General features: G+C 46.0%; 4 protein-coding genes and 1 pseudogene. 2 read left to right on the top strand and 3 right to left on the bottom strand.

Annotated features, from left to right (window positions below):
* Window positions 1-440: pseudogene (locus Q0241_RS13370) on the bottom strand (disulfide oxidoreductase); the annotation flags it as partial.
* A gap of 268 nt (window positions 441-708) precedes the next feature.
* On the opposite strand from Q0241_RS13370, the gene Q0241_RS13365 reads away from it, so the two are divergent.
* Window positions 709-1,080, top strand: coding sequence for a CopD family protein (locus tag Q0241_RS13365; RefSeq protein WP_299378302.1), 372 nt, complete (start codon window positions 709-711; stop codon window positions 1,078-1,080).
* A gap of 48 nt (window positions 1,081-1,128) precedes the next feature.
* On the opposite strand, the gene Q0241_RS13360 is transcribed toward Q0241_RS13365, so the two are convergent.
* On the bottom strand, window positions 1,129-1,773 hold the full coding sequence (locus Q0241_RS13360) for a hypothetical protein (protein WP_299378300.1): 645 nt from the start codon (window positions 1,771-1,773) through the stop codon (window positions 1,129-1,131).
* A 234-nt stretch (window positions 1,774-2,007) separates the two neighbouring features.
* Between Q0241_RS13360 and htpG the strand changes: the two genes are divergently transcribed.
* Window positions 2,008-3,924 carry a molecular chaperone HtpG gene (htpG, locus tag Q0241_RS13355; protein WP_299378297.1) on the top strand — a complete coding sequence of 639 codons (1,917 nt, stop codon included), beginning with the start codon at window positions 2,008-2,010 and terminating at the stop codon, window positions 3,922-3,924.
* A 102-nt stretch (window positions 3,925-4,026) separates the two neighbouring features.
* Here htpG and Q0241_RS13350 read toward each other — a convergent pair.
* Window positions 4,027-4,500, bottom strand: a 474-nt coding sequence (locus tag Q0241_RS13350) for a DUF1223 domain-containing protein (protein ID WP_299378294.1), incomplete at its 5' end; no start/stop codon positions are given.

Raw genomic sequence — 4,500 nt, 5'->3', positions numbered from 1 at the left:
CGTTCAATAAACTCGATATCCCTGACAAGCTTCTTCAGGATCGGCGCGATTGTATTCGAGCCCATAAACATGGTCTCTGCCGTGCCCCGCGCATTTAAGAGCCTGTCCGTAAAGATATGCCCCCGTTCCTCGTCTGCCGCCAATTGTATTTCATCAACGGCCAGAAACTCGACCAATTTATCCACTGGCATGGATTCAACTGTACAAAAGAAATAACGGGCGGATTTGGGAAGGATCTTTTCTTCACCAGTGACTAAGGCACACTTGGCAGCACCCTTTATGGCGACGGCTTTGTCATAGTTCTCACGGGCCAATAACCGCAAAGGAAAACCAATCATGCCCGAGCTATAAGCAAGCATCCGTTCCATCGCCAGATAGGTTTTACCCGTATTTGTCGGCCCCAGAACTGCTGTGATTTTAGTCGATGCGAGAAAACCCATCTATCCCCCCTGCGATTAGGAGGCCGTGATAACAGAACACGTAAAATCCAAATCAAAAAACGTAAATTATGAGATAATTTTATACACAGAAAACAGAAAGAAGAAAACGTAATTAAGACGCCAAACACATCAATAAAACAGCAATATTTCAGCCTAGCTCATGCTTTTTCAAAATCATGGCATCAAACATTCACAGGCCAAACAATTTACTTTCTATCCAATGCAACGACAATAAACCTACTCGATTACATTCCCCTACTCACGCTTATTGACCAGAAAAAAACAAACCGCATCAGAAACCTTGGAACGATTTGGCATTATTGCAACCTTTCTTGTCCCCATATTACTCGCCACAGGTATCGGCATGGCTTGGTTTATTGCAGGGGGGACAGAGGGACTAACAACTGATTATGGTTTGATGCTTTTAGTAAAAGCGAACCTTGTCGCTATGCTGCTTTGCTTTGCAGCCTTAAACAAGCTGCGGCTGGTGCCACAATTCAGGACAGGTCATCCACAAGCGGTCGATAAGCTCAGGCGTTCCATAACGATAGAAATAGCAATCGTTTTGGTAATACTCATCGTTACAGCAACGATTACAACAATAATTCCGCCAGAAGATCTCGGTCATCGACTTCGTTAAGCCCTATCAGGGCCAATCTGAATTTAAAGCAATTCATTTCCGAACTGGTTATTGCAACCCAGTCGGGACAGGTCCGTCTTTCCCAGGGTCCCACCCGGAAGACCACATTTCATATGGCACAATATGCGGCTTTACACCGCTATTTTCAAACCAGGAATCAATCGCGAAACTTTTCCCGGTAGAAACATCAACAACAGCCGCAGACGTATGGGGCCATCCACCAATAAAGAATCCTCGGGTAACCTGAGACCGTAGTCTGTGATGTTTAATCAACCCCAATTCGTTGAGGAACATCAGCGTTGTCGTGGTGTTTACAGCCTCATCTTCACAATCAAGCTGTCCCGATTGCCCATAACCTGTAAAGGTGCCGCCGATATCATTTTCAGTCCCAGCCTTTGGCGCATTCGTTTGCTCCATATAAGCAACCGCCTTTGCCATCGCAGCCCGCTCTTGCTGTGGGGTTTGCGGTACACCAAAGGCTTTGATCAGTCCTTGTTTATCTGCATCACTCACGGTCAGACTTAATTGTCTCGCGCATCCATACCCATGACAATACTGATATTGAGTCATGGTTGGCACGGCGACACCCTTGCGTTCAAACACCATATTTGGTGAAGAATTCGGTCCAGCAGCACACCCACCAAGCACCAAAGAAAAAGCCAACAACATCGATTTAGAAAACCGATTAGACATAATGATAAAACCCTTTGCCCGAGCACACGAGCTGTACAATCACAACAAATTATCTCTATGTTTTTACAGGAACACAAAATTCCTGCAATAGCTTAGAAGGCAGCCAACACCTCTTCATCGGTTAGATGACTTGAAATACTGATCTTATTAAGCCATATGTCTTCTGCTCTTGATAAATAAGGCCAAGAGATTAGCAATATTATTTCGAATAGTTAAAAGGTGGATTATACAATCATGTCTGAGGAACAACTTTCCTTCCAGGCCGAGGTTTCCCGGCTCTTGGACATCGTGGCCCATTCGCTTTATTCCAATAAAGAAATCTTCCTGCGCGAGCTCATTTCCAATGCCTCTGACGCATGTGATAAACTTCGGTATTTAGCAGTAACAGATGGCGACCTGATGAAAGACGATCCGGACTTCAGGATCGACTTGGAAATAGATTCAAATGCCAACACGCTCACCATCAGCGATAACGGCATTGGCATGAACCGCCAAGAGCTTATTGATAACCTCGGGACCATCGCACGTTCTGGCACCAGCGCCTTTATGGAACAGATGGAAAGCAGCAAAGACGGCAGCAATCTGATCGGTCAGTTCGGTGTCGGTTTCTATTCCAGTTATATGGTAGCCGACAAAGTCAGCGTTACCAGTCGTCGTGCCGGCGAAGATCAGGGTTGGCAATGGGATTCAGATGGCAAAGGCAAATTCACCATTGCCGAAGTTGAGAAACCCGTGCGTGGAACCTCTATCACGCTGCACCTGAAAGAAGAGCAAAAAGAGTTTAGTGAAGAACTACGTCTTCGCACTATCATCAAAACCTATTCTGACCACATTCCAATTCCGATCCGACTCAAAAAAGCGTCCCCAGAAAACGAAGATGGCAGCATTGAGAATACCCCGGAAGATAATGAGACAGAATGGGAAACCTTAAACTCTGCTTCTGCAATCTGGACCCGGAGTAAATCCGATGTAACAGATGAACAGTACAAAGAGTTTTATCATCACGTTGCCCATGCCTATGACGACCCATGGTTACGCGAACACTTCCGCGTCGAAGGTGTCCTGGAATATTCTGGACTTCTTTACATTCCGGGCAGTAAACCCTTTGATCTCTTCCACCCAGATCGCAAACACGGCGTAAAACTTTATGTTCGTCGCGTCTTCATCACCGATGACTGCCAAGAACTTATCCCTGCCTACATGCGGTTCCTGAAAGGCGTGATTGATTCAGAAGATCTACCGCTCAACATCAGTCGTGAAATGCTTCAGGATAACCCAATGCTGCGTAAAATTCGCGGCGGCATTGTGAAACGTGTCCTTGGCATTCTCGAGAAAAAAGCTGAGAACGAGCAGGAAGAATATCTGAAATTCTGGGAAAACTTTGGCTCTGTCCTCAAAGAAGGTCTCTACGAAGATCTGCCGCAAAAAGATGCTCTTTTAAAACTCTGCCGCTTCAAATCCATCAAAACCGATAGCTGGATCAGCCTTGCGGATTATCTCGAAAACATGAAAGAGGGCCAAGAGCATATCTACTATATCTCTGGTGAAGATGAGCAGGCACTTCGTCGTAGCCCACAGATTGAAGGCTTCAAAGCCAAAGATGTGGATGTGCTTGTTCTTCATGACCCCGTCGATGAATTCTGGGTAACATCCATTAACGAGTACGAAGGCAAAGGCTTTAAATCTGTTACCCGTGGCGGTGCCGATTTGAACAAGATCGACAGTGCAGATGACAAGGATGATTCTTCAAAAGACAAAGAAGAAGACAAAGCTGAACTCGGCGCCCTGCTCGGTTATATGAAACTGACCCTCGAAGGGGAAGTTAAAGATATCCGCAGTTCAGAACGCCTCACCGACTCTGCCGTTTGTCTTGTGGCCGATGAAGGGGATATGGATATCCATCTGGAGCGTATTCTAAGGAGCCATAAACAGGTTGATGAAGCCAGTAAACGTGTGCTCGAAATCAACCCGAAACACGATCTGGTCAAGCGGCTTTCTACCCTGATCAAAGAAGACGGTGCTGCCAAAGAGCTTGAAGACATTGCTTGGCTCTTGCTGGATCAGGCAAGAATCCTTGAAGGACAGGTCCCATCTGATGCCGCGACATTTGCACAACGCATGTCCCGTGTCATGGGCAAGGGTCTTTCATAAGAGATTCTCTCTCGGCCCAAGAAGTATCAAAAGGCGGTTGAACAACATCAACCGCCTTTTCTGTTCCTGAGATAAAGATTTCTAACCCAATTTGGATAGGAATTAACTCGGGTTACTTTCGTGCAAAACGGCCCCAAGAATTGCACCACCAAGACCATCTTGTAGTAACAAAGCATATCCGTCTTTCGGAGATAACCCAAGTGAGGCAAAACTAAACGAGACAAAGGCATCTGTACCATTCCATTCAGCGGCACGTTCAAATCCACGAACAACGTGTTTGTTGACCATAAACAGCCCTTTATTCTCACCGCGTTGAATTTCTGTCTCGTGCTGTTCGTCAAAAACAGCCACCCACAAAGTAGCCGATCCTCCAAGCGGAAGCTCTTTGCTGAAATTTACTGTTGGTTCAGATAAAGTATTACCCGCGATCGATAAAGACACAGCTTTACCCGCTTTAGCCGCTTCTTCTATTCCGAGCAAAACATCACCTCGTCGTGAGCCCACCAATTCTTCACGTCCATCAATAACCAATTGTGGCGTATAGACATATCGTAACGACATGGTGGAACCGTAATC

Source organism: uncultured Kiloniella sp., assembly GCF_937128705.1.
Classification (GTDB): Bacteria; Pseudomonadota; Alphaproteobacteria; order Kiloniellales; family Kiloniellaceae; genus Kiloniella.
Note: the sequence above shows the minus strand (reverse complement) of the source record. Positions and strands in the feature narration are given on the sequence as shown.